General features: G+C 71.3%; 15 protein-coding genes (1 of these 15 only partly in view). 11 read left to right on the forward strand and 4 right to left on the reverse strand.

The window, feature by feature from the left end; genetic code table 11:
* Positions 1 to 91: 91 nt before the first annotated feature.
* Together OG714_RS30460 and OG714_RS30465 are read left to right on the forward strand one after the other, a co-directional pair.
* Positions 92 to 3811 carry a glycosyltransferase gene (locus OG714_RS30460; protein ID WP_406125750.1) on the forward strand — a complete coding sequence of 1240 codons (3720 nt, stop codon included), beginning with the start codon at positions 92 to 94 and terminating at the stop codon, positions 3809 to 3811.
* Positions 3808 to 5295 (forward strand): DUF5719 family protein, encoded by a 1488-nt coding sequence (locus OG714_RS30465; protein WP_406125752.1) that lies wholly within the window; start codon positions 3808 to 3810, stop codon positions 5293 to 5295. The genes OG714_RS30460 and OG714_RS30465 overlap by 4 nt, the downstream gene beginning before the upstream one ends.
* A 43-nt stretch (positions 5296 to 5338) precedes the next feature.
* On the opposite strand, the gene OG714_RS30470 is transcribed toward OG714_RS30465, so the two are convergent.
* Positions 5339 to 5788 carry a metallopeptidase family protein gene (locus OG714_RS30470; RefSeq protein ID WP_033286654.1) on the reverse strand — a complete coding sequence of 150 codons (450 nt, stop codon included), beginning with the start codon at positions 5786 to 5788 and terminating at the stop codon, positions 5339 to 5341.
* Positions 5789 to 6067: 279 nt separating this feature from the next.
* Between OG714_RS30470 and OG714_RS30475 the strand changes: the two genes are divergently transcribed.
* From OG714_RS30475 to OG714_RS30500, 6 genes are all read left to right on the forward strand, one after another.
* The gene (locus tag OG714_RS30475; protein ID WP_406132015.1) at positions 6068 to 6499 is read left to right on the forward strand and encodes a DUF3499 domain-containing protein; all 432 of its coding nucleotides are present in this window, start codon (positions 6068 to 6070) and stop codon (positions 6497 to 6499) included.
* A gap of 268 nt (positions 6500 to 6767) precedes the next feature.
* The gene (locus tag OG714_RS30480; RefSeq protein WP_406125754.1) at positions 6768 to 8132 is read left to right on the forward strand and encodes a phosphomannomutase/phosphoglucomutase; all 1365 of its coding nucleotides are present in this window, start codon (positions 6768 to 6770) and stop codon (positions 8130 to 8132) included.
* 247 nt (positions 8133 to 8379) lie between these two features.
* Positions 8380 to 8550, forward strand: coding sequence for a Trm112 family protein (locus tag OG714_RS30485; RefSeq protein ID WP_019072213.1), 171 nt, complete (start codon positions 8380 to 8382; stop codon positions 8548 to 8550).
* A gap of 31 nt (positions 8551 to 8581) precedes the next feature.
* The gene (locus tag OG714_RS30490) at positions 8582 to 9709 is read left to right on the forward strand and encodes an SIS domain-containing protein (RefSeq protein WP_406125757.1); all 1128 of its coding nucleotides are present in this window, start codon (positions 8582 to 8584) and stop codon (positions 9707 to 9709) included.
* A gap of 109 nt (positions 9710 to 9818) precedes the next feature.
* Positions 9819 to 10970, forward strand: coding sequence for a mannose-6-phosphate isomerase, class I (manA, locus tag OG714_RS30495; protein WP_406125759.1), 1152 nt, complete (start codon positions 9819 to 9821; stop codon positions 10968 to 10970).
* A gap of 146 nt (positions 10971 to 11116) precedes the next feature.
* The gene (locus OG714_RS30500) at positions 11117 to 12097 is read left to right on the forward strand and encodes a cation diffusion facilitator family transporter (protein WP_406125760.1); all 981 of its coding nucleotides are present in this window, start codon (positions 11117 to 11119) and stop codon (positions 12095 to 12097) included.
* Positions 12098 to 12158: 61 nt separating this feature from the next.
* Here the strand turns inward: OG714_RS30500 and lepB are convergent, their stop codons facing one another.
* Both lepB and OG714_RS30510 read right to left on the reverse strand, forming a co-directional pair.
* Positions 12159 to 12833 carry a signal peptidase I gene (gene lepB, locus OG714_RS30505; protein ID WP_406125762.1) on the reverse strand — a complete coding sequence of 225 codons (675 nt, stop codon included), beginning with the start codon at positions 12831 to 12833 and terminating at the stop codon, positions 12159 to 12161.
* 102 nt (positions 12834 to 12935) lie between these two features.
* Positions 12936 to 15194: a fructose-specific PTS transporter subunit EIIC gene (locus OG714_RS30510; protein ID WP_406125763.1), complete on the reverse strand. Its 2259-nt coding sequence runs from the start codon at positions 15192 to 15194 to the stop codon at positions 12936 to 12938.
* Between the two features lie 484 nt (positions 15195 to 15678).
* Between OG714_RS30510 and ahcY the strand changes: the two genes are divergently transcribed.
* Together ahcY and OG714_RS30520 are read left to right on the forward strand one after the other, a co-directional pair.
* Positions 15679 to 17136 carry an adenosylhomocysteinase gene (gene ahcY / locus OG714_RS30515; protein WP_365305495.1) on the forward strand — a complete coding sequence of 486 codons (1458 nt, stop codon included), beginning with the start codon at positions 15679 to 15681 and terminating at the stop codon, positions 17134 to 17136.
* Positions 17137 to 17299: 163 nt separating this feature from the next.
* Positions 17300 to 17914 carry a hypothetical protein gene (locus OG714_RS30520; protein WP_406125765.1) on the forward strand — a complete coding sequence of 205 codons (615 nt, stop codon included), beginning with the start codon at positions 17300 to 17302 and terminating at the stop codon, positions 17912 to 17914.
* A 31-nt stretch (positions 17915 to 17945) separates the two neighbouring features.
* On the opposite strand, the gene OG714_RS30525 is transcribed toward OG714_RS30520, so the two are convergent.
* Complete coding sequence (locus tag OG714_RS30525) at positions 17946 to 18971, reverse strand: RDD family protein (protein WP_406125766.1); 1026 nt, start codon at positions 18969 to 18971, stop codon at positions 17946 to 17948.
* A gap of 128 nt (positions 18972 to 19099) precedes the next feature.
* Between OG714_RS30525 and OG714_RS30530 the strand changes: the two genes are divergently transcribed.
* Positions 19100 to 19589 carry the 5' end (the start) of a stage II sporulation protein M gene (locus OG714_RS30530; RefSeq protein ID WP_406125767.1) on the forward strand. It continues 518 nt past the right edge of the window, so only the first 490 of its 1008 coding nucleotides appear in the window; its start codon is at positions 19100 to 19102; its stop codon lies off the right edge, out of view.

Here is a 19589-nt window from a genome sequence, read left to right on the forward strand (position 1 = left end):
CCGATAGTGTGGGCGCTCGTCCGAGACGTATCGCAGTCCCCTCGGGACGCGGGCGTCCACCGCAGTCCATCGAACCGGGGCCCGTACCTCGATGTCCGTGCACAGCCACACGGCAGCCCAACACGACGCTGCCACTCCTGAGTTCCCGCGTCACGTGGTGACCGCGGTGCTCGTCTCCCACGACGGCGCCCGCTGGCTGCCCGACGCGCTCGCCGGGCTGCTCGGTCAGGAGCGCCCCGTGCAGAGCGTCATGGCCGCCGACACCGGCAGCGCGGACGACTCCGCCCAGCTGGTCACCGACGCCCTCGGCGCCGACCGCGTGCTCCACCTCGCCCGGCGCACCGGCTTCGGCCAGGCCGTCGAGGAGGCCAACCGCACCGCACCGCTGCTGACCCCGGACGAGCTGCCGTACCTGAAGCGCCCCAGCGGCTGGGACCCCGTCACGCGCACGTGGCGCGACGACGCCTACGACATGCCCGAACTCCCGTACGGCGAACCCGTCCAGTGGCTGTGGCTGCTGCACGACGACTCCGCCCCGGAGCCGGACGCCCTGGCGCAACTGCTGCGGGTCGTGGACCAGGAGTACGAACTGGGCCGCGACGACGTGGCCGTCGTAGGCCCCAAGCTGCGCGGCTGGTACGACCGGCGGCAGCTGCTGGAGGTCGGCGTCACCATCGCCCACTCCGGCCGCCGCTGGACCGGCCTCGACCGCCGCGAACAGGACCAGGGCCAGCACGACCACGTACGGCCCGTGCTGTCCGTGTCCACCGCCGGCATGCTCGTCCGGCGCGACGTCTTCGACGAACTCGGCGGCTTCGACCGCCGGCTGCCCCTGATGCGCGACGACGTCGACCTGTGCTGGCGCGCCACCGCCGCCGGCCACCGCGTCCTCGTCGCCCCCGAGGCGGTCGTACGGCACGCCGAGGCGGCCTCCCGCGAGCGCCGCGCCGTCGACTGCGCGGGGCGCACCGTCGCCTCCCCGCACAAGGTCGACAAGGCCGGCGCCGTCTACACCCTGCTCGTCAACAGCCGTACGTCCGTGCTGCCCTGGGTCCTCTTCAGGGTCGTCGTCGGCACCCTGCTGCGCACTGTCGCCAACCTCGTCGGCAAGGTTCCCGGACAGGCCCTCGACGAGATCCGCGGCCTCCTGGGGACCCTGCTGCGCCCCGAGCGGATCCTCGCCGGGCGGCGCAGGCGAAGCGGCGCGCAGATCGACAAGGCCGAACTGCGGCCCCTGTTCCCGCCGCCCGGCGCGACCGTGCGGGCCACCTTCGAACAGGCCGCCGCCAGCTTCGTCGACACCTCCGACCCCGAGATCACCTCCGGAGCCGGCCGGCACGGCGGCGCCGTCGAGTCCGGACCCGGCGGCGACGACGCGGACTTCCTGGAGATCGAGCAGTTCGCGCGCGTGAAGCGCATCGCCCGCAAGCCGGGCCCGGTGCTGTTCCTGGTGCTGCTGCTCGTCTCGCTCGTCGCCTGCCGCGGCCTGCTCGCCAGCGGCGCGCTCACGGGCGGCGCGCTGCTGCCAGCCCCGGGCGACTCCAGCGAGCTGTGGTCCCGCTTCCTGGACTCCTGGCACCCGGTGGGCGTCGGCGGCACCCCGTCCGCGCCGCCGTACCTCGCGCTCGTCGCGATGCTCTCCTCGCTGCTCTTCGGCTCGACCGGCCTCGCGGTCACGGTCCTGCTGGTCGCCTCGGTCCCGCTCGCCGGGTTCACCGCCTACTTCGCCTCCCGCCCGCTCGTCGAGTCCCGGCTGCTGCGCGCGTGGGCGGCCGTCGTCTACGCCTTCCTGCCCGCCGCCACAGGCGCCCTCGCGGGCGGCCACATCGGCACCGCCGTCCTGGCCATACTGCTCCCGCTGATGGCCCGCGCGGGCATCGCGGCCAGCGGCCTCACCCACACCTCCGGGTCCCGCGGCAGCTGGCGCGCCACCTGGGCGTACGCCCTGCTCCTGACGATCACCACGGCCTTCACGCCGATCATCTGGCCCATCACGCTGCTCCTGGGCGTCGCGCTGCTGGCCGTGCGCCGCGGCGACCTCGTCGGCTACGGACCGCGCTTCCTGGCCCAGTACGGCACCCCGCTGCTGATCCTGGCGCCCTGGTCGCTGACCCTGCTCCCGTTCGGCTTCTTCCAGCAGGCAGGCCTGGAGTACGGCTCCGGGTCCGCGTCCCCCCTCGACCTGCTCGGCGCCAGCCCGGGCGGCCCCGGCACGGTCAGCGGCCTGATGCTCGTCGGCATCGTCCTGGCCGCGCTCGCCGCCCTGCTGCGCACTGAGCGTCAGTTCGGCATCTGGACGGCCTGGGGCGTCGCCCTGGTGGGCCTCGTCTTCGCCGTCCTGTCCAACAGCTCCACCTGGGCGGGCCCCGCGACCCTCGTCTACGGCCTCGCCCTCCTCGCCGCCGCCGCGCTCGGCGCTGACGGGGCACGCGCGCGTGTGGCCGAGCAGAGCTTCGGCTGGCGCCAGCCGGTGGCCGTCCTGATCGCCTTCGCCTCGGCCGCGGGCCCGCTGCTCGTCGCCGCCGGCTGGATGATCCGCGGCGCCGACGGCCCCCTGGAACGCCACGACCCGACCCAGGTGCCCGCGTTCGTCGCCGAGGAGAGCGGGACCCAGGACCAGGCCCGCACCCTCGTCCTCGACAGCGACTCCGCCGCGCACGTCGGCTACATGCTGGTGCGCGGCTCCGGCGCCCGCATGGGAGACGGTGAGTTCGCCGCGGCGGACGGCGAGAACACCAAGCTCGACAAGGTCGTCGCCAACCTCGTCGCCGGCTCCGGCGCCGACCAGGCCGACGAACTCGGCGGCTTCGCCGTGCGCTACGTCCTCGTCCACAAGGGCGCGCCCCGCGAGGTCAGCCGCATCTTGGACGCCACTCCCGGCCTCAGCAGGCTCAGCCAGGCCGACGGCAGCGCCCTGTGGCGGGTGAACGAGGAGGTCTCCCGCGCGGCGATCGTCGCCGGCTCCGCCGCCCCGAAGCCCGTCGCCGCCGGACCCGTCGACATCCACACCACGATCCCGTCCGGTGCCACCGGCCGCGTTCTGCGCCTCGCCGACTCGGCCGCCACGGGCTGGACGGCCACCCTGGACGGCGAGCCGCTCACCCGCACCACGGTCGACGGCTGGGCCCAGGGCTTCCAACTCCCCGCCTCCGGCGGCAAGTTGGACGTCACCTACGACGACCCGATCGGGCACACCGCGTGGCTGTGGACACAGGGCGCGCTCGCCCTCGTCCTCGTCGTGCTCGCCCTCCCGGGCCGCCGTCGCGAGATCGACGACGACCTCCCCGAGGAGGAGCTGATCCCGGCCCAGGCGGTCGCGGGCGAGGGCCGCCGGGCCCGCCGCCTGCGCGCCCAGGCGGAGGCCGAGTCCACCGACCAGGTCGACGACCCCGCGGACACCGGTCAGTTCGACGCGTTCGCCGCGGGCGCCACTCCTCCTCCGGAGGAGGAGGCCGTCGCCGCGATCCCGCAACAGCAGTCCTACGGCGAGTGGGACGCGGCGAGCTACGCGGGCGCCGAGTACGGCACCTACGGCGGCGAGCAGTACCAGGCAGGCGAGCAGTACCCACCGGGTACTTACGACCAGTCGTACCAGGCGGACCCCTACCAGGGCGCCCAGGCCGGCCAGTACGACCCGTACGCCTACGGCGGCCAACCCGCGACACCGGCGTACGACCCGACGTACGACCAGAACCAGGGGCCGAACCAGGGCTACGACCCGAACTACGACCCCGCCTACGACCCGACGTACGACCCGGCCCAGCAGCAACAACCGCACAGCAATGAGCGCCCCGACGGGAGCCAGCAGTGAACCGCCCCGCCCTGTCCCTCCTCGCCGGCGTGGTCGCGCTCGCCGCCGTCACCGGGTTCGCCGAGATGAAGGCACCGGCCGCGTCCGGCGCCGGCACCGCCAAGGCGGCCGCCCAGCTGCCCGTGGAGCGCACCAGCCTGCTCTGCCCGGCTCCGAGCACCTCCGACCTCGCCGACACGTCGTACACGTCCTTCACGCCCGTCACGGCAGGCACGGACAGCAGCGGCAAGGGCGAACTCCAGTCCGCCACCGAGGAGTCGGGCGACGGCACGAGCAGCAAGAAGAAGCCCGCCAAGCCCGTCCTGGAACCCAAGGACCCCGGCACCCCGGCCACCGGCGACAGCTCCGGCGCCGACGCGCCCGCGCTGCTCGGCACCGCCGAGGGCAAGTACGCGCCCGGCTGGACCGTCCAGGAGACCACCGAGGTCGCCGCGGGCAACGGACGCGGCCTCCAGGGCGTCAACTGCACCGCTCCGGACACCGAGTTCTGGTTCCCCGGCGCCAGCACCTCCGCCGACCGCACCGACTACGTGCACCTCACCAACCCGGACGACTCCGCCGCCGTCGTCGACATCGAGCTCTACGGCAAGGACGGCGACCTCAAGTCGACGGTGGGGGAGGGCATCACGGTCGAGCCGCACGCCAGCGAGCCGATCCTGCTGTCCACGCTCACCGACGACCAGGAGACCGACCTGACCGTGCACGTGAGCGTGCGCAGCGGCCGGGTCGGCGCGTCCGTGCAGGCGCTCGACGCCAAGCTCGGCGGCGACTGGCTGGCCGCGTCCACGGACCCGGCCGGCAGCCTGGTCATGCCGGGCATCCCCAAGGACGCCACCTCGGTGCGGCTGATCGCCTTCACGCCGGGCGACTCGGACGCCGACCTGAAGGTACGGCTGTCCTCACCCACCGGGATGATCACGCCGGCCGGGCACGAGACCGTGCACGTGAAGGCGGGCATGACGACCGCCGTCGACCTGGGCGACGTCACGCGCGGCGACCCGGGCTCCCTGGTCCTGACACCGACCGACCAGTCCGTGCCGATCGTCGCCGCCCTGAAGGTCGTACGGGGCAAGGGCAGCAAGCAGGAGACGGCGTTCATCCCCGCGACCGCCCAGGTCGGCACGCGCGCGACGTCCGCCGACAACAGTGCCAAGGGCTCCACCCTGTCTCTGGTCGCCCCCACCCGCACCGCGACCGTCAAGGTCACCGCGTCCGCGGGCAGCGGCGGCGGCACCCCCGTCTCGAAGACCTACACGATCAAGGCCGGTACGACCCAGGACGTCGAACTCCCGGTCCCCGGCGGCCTGAAGGGCACCTACGCACTGACGGTCGAACCGCAGTCGGGCGGCCCGGTGTACGCGGCCCGCACACTGTCGGCGACCGAGGAGGGCGTACCGGGCTTCACGATCCAGACGCTGCCCGACGACCGGGGGACGGTGTCGGTGCCGCAGACGGACGAGGATCTGTCGGTGCTTCAGAAGTAGCGGTTCGCGGCACGCGCGCGGGGAGGGCGCTGCGGGGAGGGCGCTAGTCCTCTCCGTAGCGCGGATCGACCGTCTCCGGGGTGAGCCCCAGCAGTTCGGCGACCTGCTCCACGACGATCTCGTGGACGAGGGCGGCCCGTTCGTCGCGCCCCTTCGTACGGATCTCGACCGGACGCCGGTAGATCACCACGCGCGCGGGCTGGCCCTCGCGGGCGGCGATCGTGCCCCCCAGGGGCACCGACTCGTCGTTCCAGCCCTCGCCCGCACCACCCAGCCGAGGGACTTCCAGGACGAGGAAATCGATGTCGGACAACTGCGGCCAGCGTCGCTCCAGGCGCTCCACTGAGTCCTGCACCAGATCCGCGAACGCGTCGGCGCGGCTCGCGGCGAGCGGAACCTGGGGCGGCGCGATCGGGCCGCGCATGCCCCGGCCGTGGCGATCGCGGCGGCGGGGCCCGGGGCCGGCGGCGGAGGGCGGTACGGGGGTGTCCATCACTGGTGAAGCGTAGTCCCCGCCGAGTGCGCCCGCCGGACTCCACTCGCCGTCCGGCCCTCCGCAGGCCATGTCGCCGGATGACCATTCCGGCCAAGGTTGGGCTCGATTCCGTATGTCTCGAAGACCGTCCCTCTCAAGGCAATTGACGGTGTTTGTGCCGAGTGGTGACCGGGTTCGACCCCGTTCGAGATCTCGGGAAGGGGCGTCCGCGCAGGTCAGGGGCGTGTTGCCGGTGAGGTGCGTGGGGCGTTTCACAGCCCGACACGGTGGGGTGACCTGGGGGAGAGTCGTCGCGGCCCGTTCAAGAGTGCGGTACCGTCCAACGTCGTGAGCCCTGTACGTCGCTGTTCGCGCACCGCTTGCGGCCGCCCCGCCGTCGCGACGCTGACGTACGTCTACGCCGACTCGACCGCGGTCCTCGGCCCGCTCGCCACCTACGCCGAACCCCACTGCTACGACCTGTGCGCCGAGCACTCCGAGCGCCTCACCGCGCCCCGCGGCTGGGAAGTCGTCCGCCTCCTCGACAGCTCCGCTCCGGCCCGCCCGAGCGGCGACGACCTGGAAGCGCTCGCCAACGCGGTGCGCGAGGCGGCCCGCCCCCAGGAGCGGGCGGCGGGCGCAGGTGGTGGAGGCGGGGCCCGTACGGTGGACCCGATGGAGGTCGCACGTCGGGGGCATCTTCGGGTGCTGCGCTCACCGGACAACTGACCGCGTCCGTCGTGTCCGTGGACAACTGACCGTCTCCGTCGCGGAGTTAGATCAACGATCCGGTTGTTCAACGATTCTTTCGGTCGGTGCTGCGGTCGTTCAACGATTCACTCGGCCCGTCCTCCCAACTCACCGACATCGCCGCCTCCTTGATGGGTGCTGCCCTGAGCTGAGGTAACGGTGTGTGGACGGCTCGGTTGCCGCGCGTCGCACGTCGGTCCTGGCGGGTAGTTTGAGGCGACCGATAGGACTTTCTGGAGGGTTGGCCGTGTCTGCTGATCTGTCACAGCTTGTGAAGGCGTACGACGTACGGGGCGTCGTCCCGGACCAGTGGGACGAGTCGTTGGCCGAGCTGTTCGGAGCGGCCTTCGTCCAAGTGACCGGCGCGAGCGCGATCGTGACCGGACACGACATGCGGCCCTCGTCCCCGGGCCTGTCCGCGGCCTTCGCGCGCGGAGCGGCGGCGCGTGGCGTCGACGTGACCGAGATCGGCCTGTGCTCCACGGACCAGCTGTACTACGCGTCGGGCGCGTTCGACCTGCCCGGCGCCATGTTCACGGCCTCGCACAACCCGGCGAAGTACAACGGCATCAAGATGTGCCGGGCGGGCGCGGCCCCCGTCGGCCAGGACACCGGCCTCGCGGAGGTCCGCCAACTCGTCGAGTCCTGGCTGGACTCGGGAGCGCCGGAGGTCTCCGGACCGACGGGAACGATCACGAAGCGGGACACGTTGGAGGACTACGCGGCGCACCTCCGCGGCCTCGTCGACCTGACCTCCATCCGCCCCCTGAAGGTCGTCGTCGACGCGGGCAACGGCATGGGCGGTCACACGGTCCCGACCGTGTTCGCCGGCCTGCCGCTCACGCTCGTCCCGATGTACTTCGAGCTGGACGGCACGTTCCCGAACCACGAGGCCAACCCGCTCGACCCGGCGAACATCGTCGACCTCCAGGCACGCGTCCGCGAGGAGAGCGCCGACCTCGGCATCGCCTTCGACGGCGACGCCGACCGCTGCTTCGTGGTCGACGAGAACGGCAACCCCGTCTCACCGTCCGCGATCACCGCCCTGGTGGCTTCGCGCGAGCTGGCCAGGAACGGCGGCAAGGGCGTGATCATCCACAACCTGATCACCTCCTGGTCGGTCCCCGAGGTCGTCAAGGAGAACGGCGGCACACCGGTACGCACGCGCGTGGGCCACTCCTTCATCAAGGCCGAGATGGCGAAGGCCGGCGCGATCTTCGGCGGCGAGCACTCCGCGCACTACTACTTCAAGGACTTCTGGAACGCCGACACGGGCATGCTGGCGGCTCTCCACGTCCTCGCGGCGCTGGGCGGCCAGGACGGCCCCCTGTCCGCCTTGGTGGCCCAGTACGACCGCTACGTGGGCTCCGGCGAGATCAACTCCACGGTCGACGACCAACAGGCCCGCCTCGCCGCGATCCGCGCCGCCTACGAGGACCGGACCGACCTGACCCTCGACGAACTCGACGGCCTCACCATCTCCTCCACCGACTGGTGGTTCAACGTCCGCCCGTCCAACACGGAACCGCTGCTGCGCCTGAACGCGGAGGCGCGGGACGAGGCGACGATGGGGAAGGTGCGGGACGAGGTGCTGGGGATCATCAGGGGCTGATGGTGCTGGTCGGCGCCGGTCGGGACACGCAGCCCCTCCGGCGCTCGCTTTTGATTCCGGCCGGCCTCATCCAGCCCGTCCGGCGTTTGAGGACGAGGCCGTTCAGGCCGAAGGGGGGTCCGGGGGCGCAGCCCTCAGGGACGTCGGCCCCAACCCCGGCGCACGCATCCCACCGGCGGTACCCTGACCAGGCACATCCGCCCAAGCGTCGCAGACAGTCGTCGACACCCGCCCGAAGGGAACCCCCATGCCGCTCGAAGCCGGCCTCCTGGAGATCCTGGCCTGCCCGGCCTGCCACGCCCCCCTCAAGGAGCAGGACACCGAGCTGATCTGCACCGGCGAGGACTGCGGCCTGGCCTACCCCGTCCGGGACGGCATCCCCGTACTGCTCGTCGACGAGGCCCGCCACCCCGCGTAACCGACGACGACGCGATCGGAGGCCGCCGCCCATGCTCGACGAATCGCTGCTCGACACCCCGGAGGCACTGGCCGAGGCCGACCGCCGAGCCCTGCTCCGCGGTGCCGCCGAAGCCGGTGCCAGAGTGCGCACAGCCGCCCGGCACGCCGCCGAGGCCGGCGTCCACGACCTGAAACCGGACGGCCGCCCCCGCGCCATCCTGATCGCGGGCCCCGGAGCCGCCGCCACCTGCGTCGCCGACCTGCTCGGCAGGCTCGCCGGTGCCAGCAGCCCCGTCACCCGCCTGGCACCGACCGGCGTCGCCCCCGCGGCCGGCGCCCTGCGCTGGGAACTCCCGGGCTGGGCCGGCTCCGTGGACCTGCTGCTGATCACCACCCCGGACGGCACCGAACCCGGCCTGTCCCTGCTCGCCGAACAGGCCTACCGCCGCGGCTGCACCGTCGTCGCCGTAGCACCGACCCGCAGCCCCCTCAGCGAGGCGGTGGACGGCGCCCACGGCCTCTTCGTACCGATGGCGACCGCACCGTACGAACACGACGAGCCGTTGGCCGCCTCCGCCCCCGGAGTCCTCTGGGCGCTGCTCACGCCGCTTCTCGCGATCCTGGACCGCACCGGACTGCTCAGCGCGCCGCCGGAGGCCCTGGAGAAGGTCGCCGACCGGCTCGACCTGGTCGCCGAGCGCTGCGGGCCCGCCGTCGCGACGTACAGCAACCCCGCGAAGACCCTGGCCGCCGAACTCGCCGACTCGCTCCCGGTGATCTGGACCGAGGGCATGTCGGCCGGTCCGGCGGGCCGCCGATTCGCCGCCGCGCTCGCGGAGTTGGCCGGTCGCCCCGCGCTCGTCTCCGAACTGCCCGAGGCGCTCGCCGAGCACAACGCGCTGCTGGCCGGCCCGCTCGCCGCCAGCGCCGACCCCGACGACTTCTTCCGCGACCGCGTCGACGAGGCACCCGCGCTGCACGCACGCGTGGTGCTGCTCCGGGACCGTCCGATCGGCGGCCTCACAGCCGCTCCGACCGCCCGTGACCTGGCCCTCAGCCACGACACGCCGATCAGCGAGCTGGAGCCCGAGGAGGGCGGCGAGCTGGAGACCCTCGCGGAGTTGATCGCCATGACGGATTTCGCCGCCGTCTACCTGGCGCTCGCCTCGGGCGCCTGATCTTGTCGCCGAAGCCCTGAGCCGCCGTACACCGTCGTACGGGGCGCGAAGCCACGTCGTACCCAGGTCGTCCTCGGGTCGTACGCAGAGAGAACCGGTAGAGAGCCACATGGACCGCCTCGACAACACCGTCCGCCCCTACGCCTGGGGTTCCGCCACCGCCATCCCCAAGCTGCTCGGCGTCGAACCGAACGGTGAACCGCAGGCGGAGATGTGGATGGGCGCGCACCCGGGGGCACCCTCACGCACCGCGCGCGGGACGCTCGTCGAGGTCATCGAGGCGGCTCCGGAGCGGGAGTTGGGGGAGAAGGCGGTGGCGAAGTTCGGCCCGCGACTGCCCTTCCTGCTGAAGATCCTCGCCGCCGGCGCCCCGCTCTCCCTCCAGGTGCACCCCAACCTGGAGCAGGCGAAGGAGGGTTACGCCGACGAGGAGCGCCGGGGCATCCCCGTGGACGCCCCGCACCGCAACTACAAGGACGCCAACCACAAGCCCGAACTGATCTGCGCACTCACGGAGTTCGACGGCCTGTGCGGCTTCCGCGACCCGCTGCGCGCCGCCGACCTGCTCGCCGGCCTCGGCGTCGACTCCCTGAAGCCGTACGTCGATCTCCTGCACGCACACCCCGAGGAAGCCGCCCTGCGCGAGGTCCTCACGGCGATCCTCACCGCCGACCCCGAGGAGATGCGCCACACGGTCACCGCGGCGGCGACCGCCTGCACGCGCCTGGGTGGCGACTACGAGCCCTACGCCGACATCGCCCACCAGTACCCGGGCGACCCCGGTGTCATCGCGGCCATGCTCCTGAACCACGTCCGACTCCAGCCCGGCGAGGCCCTGTTCCTCGGCGCCGGCATCCCGCACGCCTACCTCGACGGCCTCGGCGTCGAGATCATGGCCAACTCCGACAACGTCCTGCGCTGCGGCCTCACGCCCAAGCACGTCGACGTCCCCGAACTCCTGCGCATCGTCAACTTCGAGGCGAGCGACCCCGGAGTACTGCGCCCCGAGGCGTCCCCGGACGGCGAGGAGGTCTACGAGACCCCCATAGACGAGTTCCGGCTGTCCCGGTACGTCCTCCCGGAGGGCGCCGGCGCCCACGACCTCACCCTCGACACCCCGCAGATCCTGCTCTGCACGGCCGGCGCGGTGAAAGCGGGCGAGTTCGAACTGGCGCCCGGTCAGTCGGTGTTCGTCCCGGCGGGAGACACGGCCGAGGTGTCCGGAGCCGGCACGGTCTTCCGCGCCACTGTGATCGTATGACCGGGCCTGTGGATACCTGACGAGCCGTCGCCGGGCAGGGCTGCAAGAATGGCCCACCGGCAAAGGACGGGCAAAGACGGTCGGACGCCCCATCCGGGGTAGACGTCCGGCGCAGACGTATGAAGGCGAAGGGACACCGCGAACACATGAGCGCGTCAGGCGGCACCAAGGCGATCGTGGCGGCACTCGGCGCCAACCTCGCGATCGCGGCATCGAAGTTCGTGGCGTTCGCCTTCAGCGGCTCGTCCTCGATGCTCGCCGAGGGCGTCCACTCCCTCGCGGACTCCGGCAACCAGGCCCTGCTCCTGATCGGCGGCAAGAAGGCCCAGCGCGAGGCCACCCCGCAACACCCCTTCGGCTACGGCCGCGAGCGGTACATCTACGCCTTCCTCGTCTCGATCGTCCTCTTCTCCGTCGGCGGCATGTTCGCCGTCTACGAGGGCTTCGAGAAGATCAGGCACCCGCACGACATCGAGCACTGGTACTGGCCGGTGGGCGTCCTGGTCTTCGCGATCATCGCCGAGGGCTTCTCCTTCCGTACGGCCATCAAGGAGTCGAACGAACTGCGCGGCACGCACTCCTGGTCGCAGTTCATCCGCCGCGCCAAGGCCCCCGAGCTGCCGGTCGTCCTCCTGGAGGACTTCGGCGCGCTCATCGGTCTGGTCCTCGCCCTCGGCGGCGTCGGCATGGCCCTGCTCACCGGCGACGGCGTCTGGGACGGCATCGGCACGCTCTGCATCGGCATCCTGCTCATCCTGATCGCGCTGGTCCTGGCCGCCGAGACCAAGTCCCTGCTGCTCGGCGAGTCCGCCGGCATCGAGGACGTCAAGAAGATCGAGGCCGCGATCGTCGACGGTCACACGGTCACCGGCATCATCCACATGCGCACCCTCCACCTCGGCCCCGAGGAACTGCTCGTCGCCGCCAAGATCGCCGTCCAGCACGACGACACGGCCACGGAGGTCGCCACCGCGATCAACGCCGCCGAGTCCCGCATCCGTGAAGCCGTCCCGATCGCCCGCGTGATCTACCTCGAACCCGACATCTACAGCGAGTCCGAAGCGACGAAGGGCGCGGACAGCGAGGCGACTCCGGGAGGCCCAGCCCAGCACCCCGCCGAGCACTGAGTCCCTTCGCCGTTACGGCAGCGGGGCCCGCCGAGACGTTCGACGGGCCCCGCCGCTCTCGCTACACCTGCTGAACGGGCCACGGCGCGACCGGCGCCGCCCTCCGTCGCCGTACGACGAACGCGGCGATGCCCAGGCCGACACCGACCAGCGCCAGGACCACCCCGGCGATGACCGCCAGGCCGATGACGACGGGCCTCGCGCGGTGCCCGGTCACCCGGCCCCGCACGGCGGACTCGGCCACCGTCCCGCCGTGGTCGCTCGCGAAGAAACGCGAGTCCAGGGAGTTCGCACGGTTGTCGCCGAGCAGGAACAGCCGTCCCTTCGGGACCGTCACGTCGTACGCCTTGTACGCGCCGTCCGCATCGCCGCCGTTCACATACGGCTCCGACATCGTCCGCCCGTTCAGGGTGAGCCACGCGTCCGCACCCACGCCCGTGCAGCACACCACCCGGTCGCCGCCGACGCCGATCACCCGCTCCATCACGTTCCCGCCGAACCGGTAGCGCCCCGGCGTCGAGAACAGCACGACGTCACCGCGCCGCACCTCGCTGCCGCCGACGCGCTCGAAGACGATCCGGTCGCCCGGCTCGTACGTCGGCGACATGCTGCGGCTGCTGATGGTGGAACTCCCGTACGTGTCCCGCCCGTACGCGACGGAACCGAACGCCGCCACCACCCCCAACAGGCCCACCACCAAAGCCGCGACCCCGAGTCCCCGCCCCTTGCCCGACATCGTTCCCTCCCCATGCGGCACTTCCGCGCGGGCGAGGGTAACGGGTGCCTGTGAACGGCCGGTGCGGGCCCGCGACCTGCGACAGTCGCGGGCCCACACCGGCTAACCGACCTCGCTCAGCACACCGAGCACCGCCGACTCGTCCTCGGCCGCCGACAGCCGCTCCCGGAACCCGGCATCCATCAACTTCCGCGACAGCAGCGCCAGAATCCGCAGATGCTCATCACCGGCGGCCGCCTCCGGCACGGCGATCATGAACACCAGCCGGGCCTTCGTACCGTCCAGGGAGCCCCACTCGACCCCCTCCGCCGACCGCGCGAACCCGACCACCGGCGCACTCACCGCATCCGTCTTGGCATGCGGAATCGCGATCTCCTCCCCGAGCCCGGTCGTCCCCTGCGCCTCCCGCCGCAACGCGGTCGCCACCAACTCCTCGACATCCACGACCTTGCCGGTCCGCGCCAACAGCCCGGCCATCTCCCGGATCGCGGCCTCTTTGCCGGACGCGTCGAGCTGGACCTTCACGGTCTGCTCGGTGAGGTAGCCGGAGAGGACTTCAGGGGGATTCTCAGGGAGAGCCTCCGGGAGAATTCCGGGGTGGATCTCCGGGTCGGGGGAGCCGGAACCGGAACCGGGGGCACCTTCAGCGTCGGCCGAGCCGGAGTTGGCCGAGCCCGAGCCCGAGTTCGCTGAGTCGATGCCGGCCGAGCCGGCGTCGGCCATGGCCTCAACGGCAGCCGCAGCAAGCGCACTTGACCCGGCCGACCCGACCACACCGGCCGACACCGCGCCCCCATGCGAAGCCCGCTCCGCTACGACGCCCCCGGCGTCCGGCGCTCCGACCCCGGCCCCGACCAACGCAAGCTCGGGTTCGTACGTGCTGACCCCGTGCCCGACGGGCGCCCCGCGCCGCTTCCGCTCACTCACGTCGACCAGCGCGACCGTCGTCACCGCGGTGACCGCCGTACCGATCGCCACGGCCACGAAGAACATCGGTACGCCGCTCACCGCGCCCAGTACCGCCACGATCGGTCCGCCGTGCGGCACCGCGTCCTTCACCCCGGCGAGCCCGGCGATCGCACCGGCCACCGCGCCGCCCAGCATGTTGGCGGGGATGACCTGCGCGGGCCGTGCCGCCGCGAACGGGATCGCGCCCTCGGAGATGCCGAAGCAGCCCATGAACAGCGAGGCCAGACCGGTCTCCCGTTCCTGCTCGGTGTAGAGCCGCTGCCGTATCAGCGTGGCCAGACCCTGGCCGAGCGGCATCACCGGGATCGCGGCGGCGCACATGCCCATGACGGCCTGGTTGCCGGTCGCGATGAGTCCCGCGCCGAACAGGAACGCCGTCTTGTTGACCGGGCCGCCCATGTCGAACGCGATCATCAGGCCCAGGATCGTGCCCAGCAGGATCGCGCTGGTGCCGGTCATCCCGCCGAGCCAGCTGGTGAGGTGCTCGAACACCCAGGAGATCGGTTTCCCGATGACGTAGATGAAGAACAGTCCGAGCGCCGTCGTCGCCACGATCGGGATCACGATGATCGGCATGATCGGCTGTACGAACTTCGGGACCCTGACCTTCTTGATCCACAGCACCAGATAGCCGGCGAGGAACCCGGTCACGATCGCCCCGATGAACCCGGCGCCCGCTTTCGAGTCGTACAGATAACCGGTGTTGGCGATCCACCCGCCGATCATGCCCGGCACGAGCGCGGGCCGGTCGCCGATCGCGTAGGCGATGTAGCCGGACAGGATCGGCACCATCAGCGTGAAACCGATCACGCCGATGTTGTTCACGTCCATCCAGAAGGAGCCCTTCGGGATGACCAGGCCGCCGGAGGGGTCCGGATGGCCGCCGAGCGACAGCGAGATCGCGATCAGCAGCCCGCCGACCACGACGAACGGGATCATGTAACTGACGCCGTTCATCAGCGCCTTGTACGCGACGCTCCGCTCCCTGCCGGTCGGCGCGGTTGTCGCTGCGGCCGTACCGCCCGCCGTGTGCACGGGCGCGGACCGCACTTGGTCGATCAGGCGCTCGGGATGCCGAATTCCCTCGGCGACTCCGACCATCAGGACCCGCTTGCCCACGAAACGGCTCAGGTCCACGTCCTTGTCCGCGGCGATGATCACACCGTCCGCCGTGCTGACATCGTTGTCATCGAGGATGTTCTCAGCCCCGATTGATCCCTGCGTCTCCACCTTCATGTCGATGCCGCGGCTCTCGGCGGCCTGCGCGAGTTTCTCCGCGGCCATGTACGTGTGGGCGATGCCGGTCGGGCACGCGGTCACCGCGAGCAGCCTCAACCGCTGCTGCCCGCTGTCGCCGTGGCCCGTGGGGGGAGGGCCGGCCGTACTCGTCACGTCGTTCTCCTAACACCTTCGTCAAACACCTGCGTCGCACGGAACGCCGTCCCGGACGTCCCGCGAGATCGATCAGAGACTCCTGATCTCCGTGCATCCTGCAACATCCGACGCCCTGCTCAAAGACGCCGAAGTCCCTGGTCGCCGTCGTCCGCTCCCCTCCGTCCACTGCTCGCGGGCACCCTCTTGCGGCTCCCCAGGAAACTCGATCCGACACCGAACACCCGCCGGAGTTCGGCCGGATCCGTCCGGAGGTGGGCTGGGGGCGGCCGGGTCCACCGGTGTAGCTTGGTTGGAGAGCCAGACGTCGCTGCTGATGGCGGTCGGGCGGTCCCACCGCGGACCGACCGAGGGAGAGAGGGCCTCCGACGGACTGCGCTGCGCGTACGGGGGCATTCCGGTGCCCTCCCTCGGGCACCCCTGTGTCCGCTGCCGCGCAGACCAGCCGTATCCACAAGGCCCCAACCCCGAGGAGCTCCTCGTAATGACGACTGTCGACAACCGACAGGACTTCAAGGTCGCCGATCTCTCCCTGGCCGAGTTCGGCCGCAAGGAGATCACCCTCGCCGAGCACGAGATGCCCGGCCTGATGTCGATCCGCCGCGAGTTCGCCGCCAGCCAGCCGCTGGCCGGCGCCCGCATCATGGGCTCGCTGCACATGACCGTGCAGACCGCCGTCCTCATCGAGACTCTGGTCGCCCTCGGCGCCGAGGTCCGCTGGGTGTCCTGCAACATCTTCTCCACCCAGGACCACGCGGCCGCCGCCATCGCCGTCGGCCCGAACGGCACGCCCGAGAACCCCCAGGGCATCCCGGTCTTCGCCTGGAAGGGCGAGACCTTGGAGGAGTACTGGTGGTGCACGGAGCAGGCGCTGACCTGGCCGAACACCCCCACCGGCGGCCCGAACATGATCCTGGACGACGGCGGCGACGCCACGATGCTCGTCCACAAGGGCGTCGAGTACGAGAAGGCCGGCAAGGTCCCCTCCCTCGACACCGCCGAGTCCGACGAGCACCGCGTCGTCCTCCAGGTCCTGACCCGCACCATCTCCGAGGGCTCGCAGAAGTGGACCCAGCTCGCCTCGGAGATCCGCGGCGTGACCGAGGAGACCACGACCGGCGTGCACCGTCTCTACGAGATGCACCGTGACGGCACCCTCCTGTTCCCGGCGATCAACGTGAACGACGCCGTCACCAAGTCGAAGTTCGACAACAAGTACGGCTGCCGCCACTCCCTGATCGACGGCATCAACCGCGCCACCGACGTCCTCATCGGCGGCAAGACCGCGGTCGTCCTCGGCTACGGCGACGTGGGCAAGGGCTGCGCGGAGTCCCTGCGCGGACAGGGCGCCCGCGTGATCGTCACCGAGATCGACCCGATCTGCGCGCTGCAGGCGGCGATGGACGGCTACCAGGTCACGACGCTCGACGAGGTCGTCGACAAGGGCGACATCTTCGTCACCACGACCGGCAACAAGGACATCATCATGGCCGCGGACATGGCCAAGATGAAGCACCAGGCGATCGTCGGCAACATCGGTCACTTCGACAACGAGATCGACATGGCCGGCCTGGCGAAGATCCCGGGCATCGTCAAGGACGAGGTCAAGCCGCAGGTCCACACCTGGAAGTTCCCCGACGGCAAGGTCCTCATCGTGCTGTCCGAGGGCCGCCTGCTGAACCTGGGCAACGCCACCGGCCACCCCTCGTTCGTGATGTCCAACTCCTTCGCGGACCAGACCCTGGCCCAGATCGAGCTGTTCACCAAGCCCGAGGAGTACCCGACCGACGTCTACGTGCTGCCCAAGCACCTCGACGAGAAGGTCGCCCGCCTCCACCTGGACGCGCTCGGCGTGAAGCTGACCACGCTCCGCCCCGAGCAGGCGTCGTACATCGGCGTCGAGGTCGAGGGTCCGTACAAGTCGGACCACTACCGCTACTGATCCGGCGACCCCGTCCGCTGTGACCGCGTCCGTGCACTGACGCGGTTCTCAGCGGCGGGTCCTCAGCAGCAGATCCTCCGAGGCAGGCCCCCGCACCCCCGTGCCGGGGGCCTGCCTCTTTGGTTCCGTCGGCCGGACCGGCCCGTCAAGACCCAGGACCCCGATGCCCCGCGGCCGTTATTCGCTCCACGATCCGCACGATCACACCCCCCTCGCTGTCGAACACTTCCATTGCGCCCCCGGCCCGTCCGGCTGGCGTTATGTCTCCCAACTCACCACCCCCTCGGGCGACCACAGCGGTTCCGTCGACCTCACCCTCGACGAACTCGGCCGCCCCATCCGGCTGGAACTCCACGCGGCGAGCTGGCAGGTGCGCGCCGCCGCTCTCGAAGGCGTCACCTGGGTCCGCACCGACCCCACCGGCACCGATGCCACCGAAGGCAATGTCCGCGCCCACGCCTTCACCGGCACCTCCCCCGCGTTCCTCATCGCCACCACCCGTCTCCTGCGCCTCACCTCTTCCTCCGCCGCGACCCGCGTCCGCCTGGTCAACTTCACGGATCCGGTCCTCGCCCCCCGCACCGAGGACCAGTCCTGGGCCTTGCTGAAAAGAGAAGCACACGGCACTGACAACGGCCCTCTGACCGTGGACGAATACCAGGTCACAGCCCTGGACACGGGCGAGCAGCATGCCGTGCACATCGCAGGCGACGTGGTGCTCGCGGCACCCGGCATCGAGTTGGAGGAGCTGGAGTCACCGCCGTCCGTCTTCGGCTGAGCGGCGGCGGCCCGGGAGCCGGCGAGGAGAGTCAGGCGGGCGGCGCGAATCCCGTGGAGGGCCGAGGATCGGCGGGCGCCGTGTTCTGCGGCGCCGGGGTCTGCGGACCGGGCGCGACCGGATCGGCTCCCGTGCCGCCCGGGGCGGGAACAGGGGGAGCGGGGGCCGACCAAGAAACAGGTGCAGGCGCGGGAACGGAGCCGTACGGCTGCTGAGGAGCCGGCGACGGCTGGAACGCCGGGTTGCCGTAGGCACCCGGCACATTCGCCCCGGGCCCGAACCCGCCGGCCGGTATGCCCCCGACCGCGCCGTTCCCGAAGGCCCGCCGCACATCCCGCGCCTGCCGCTCCTGCACCACCGCCGCCAGATACGCGGCCGGCGGAACCCCCTGCGGAGCCGGAGCGCCCGTACGAGCCACGAGATCCGTGGTGAGCCGCTGAGCCATGGCCCAGCCGACCTGCGGATCCAGCTGCTGCATCCGCGTCAGGTACTGCCGGATGGCCAGCCACAGCCCATCGGGAACGGCCGACAGATCAAGCTCGGCGAAACGTCCCGTCAGCCAAGGCGGCGGCGGAGGCACGAAGGCCGTCTGCCCGGAGGACACCCTTTCCCGTACGACCAGGGTGCCCGCGAACACATCCCCGAGCCGCCGACCGCGCGCCGAGACGAGCGAGGCGATACAGGCGACGACCCCGAAGGTCATCAGGATCTCGATCACACCGATCGCGCCCCGCACGAGCGCGTGCCGGAACCGGATCGGCCCGCCGTCGTCCCGCACCACGCGCAGCCCGAACGCCAGCTTCCCGAGCGAACGCCCGTGACTCAGCGTCTCCACCGCTATGGGCCCGCCCACCAGCACCAGGACAAAGGCCGCGATCGACACCGCGATCTGCGCCGCGACGTCCAAAGAAGCCGTCGAGAACGTCAGCGCCACGGTCACACCGATATAGGCGGCGATGGCCACGATCAGATCGAGCAACACCGCCAGCGCCCTGCTGGGCAGCCTCGCGGGGCGCAACTCCAGCGCCACCGCCTCGCCCGTCACCAGCTCACTCACGCCTGCCGTCCTTCCCCTGCCCTGCCCCTGGAACAGCCAGTCTGCCAAGCTGAGGGCACATCGCGCCCCAGTACGACAAGCTGATCCACGTCCAGTAGTCGACGAGCAGCCGAGGAGCAGGCAACCAGATGGACCTCGACGTCTTCGTCTCGGCCCACCGAGCCGAGTGGGACCGCCTCGACGCCCTGCTCCGCCGCCAGCGTCGCCTCAACGGCGCCGAGGCCGACGAACTCGTCGCGCTGTACCAGCGCACGGCCACCCATCTCTCCCTGATCCAGTCCAGCGCCCCCGACCCCCAGCTGACCGGTCGGCTCAGCCAACTAGTGGCACGCGCGCGTAGTGCGGTGACAGGAACCCGTCGTGCCTCCTGGCGCGATGTCACACGCTTCCTGGGGCACAGTTTTCCGGCCGCGGTGTACAGAGCACGCCACTGGTGGGTCCCCACCGCGCTGCTGTCGACCGTGGTCGCGATCCTCCTGGGCTGGTGGATAGGCACCCACCCCGAAGTGCAGTCCTCCATCGTGGCCCCGAGCCAACTGCGCGATCTCACCCGCCCCGGTGGCGAGTACGAGACCTACTACTCCAGCCACCCGGCAGCGGCCTTCGCCGCACAGGTCT

This window comes from Streptomyces sp. NBC_00989 (assembly GCF_045162655.1).
Lineage (GTDB): Bacteria > Actinomycetota > Actinomycetes > Streptomycetales > Streptomycetaceae > Streptomyces.